The 238-nt window shown below is 70.6% G+C and carries 1 protein-coding gene; it reads left to right on the forward strand.

What is annotated here, in order from left to right; translation table 11 throughout:
• Positions 1 to 196 (forward strand): LPXTG cell wall anchor domain-containing protein (locus SB773_RS34475; RefSeq protein WP_410595029.1); only part of this gene is annotated, 196 nt, incomplete at its 5' end.
• Between the last annotated feature and the right edge of the window lie 42 nt (positions 197 to 238).

The raw sequence follows: 238 nt of genomic DNA on the forward strand, positions 1-238 counted from the left end.
GAACCCGGTTGAGAACCCTGGCGAGAACCCGGGCGAGAACGCGGGCGGGCAGACGCCCCCGGTGCCCGGCAGCGTCACCGACGGCGGTGGCCTCGCCGCTACCGGTGTCGAGCTTCCTGTCGCGATGACCGCGATCGCGCTGCTGCTCGTCATCGCCGGTGCGCTGATCATCCGACGGCGTCGGCTGACGCACTGACGCACTGACGCCCTGACACGAGTGTCGTCATGACGAGGGGCG

Source organism: Bacillus sp. SIMBA_074 (genome assembly GCF_046534555.1).
Taxonomy (GTDB): domain Bacteria; phylum Bacillota; class Bacilli; order Bacillales; family Bacillaceae_G; genus Bacillus_A; species Bacillus_A mycoides.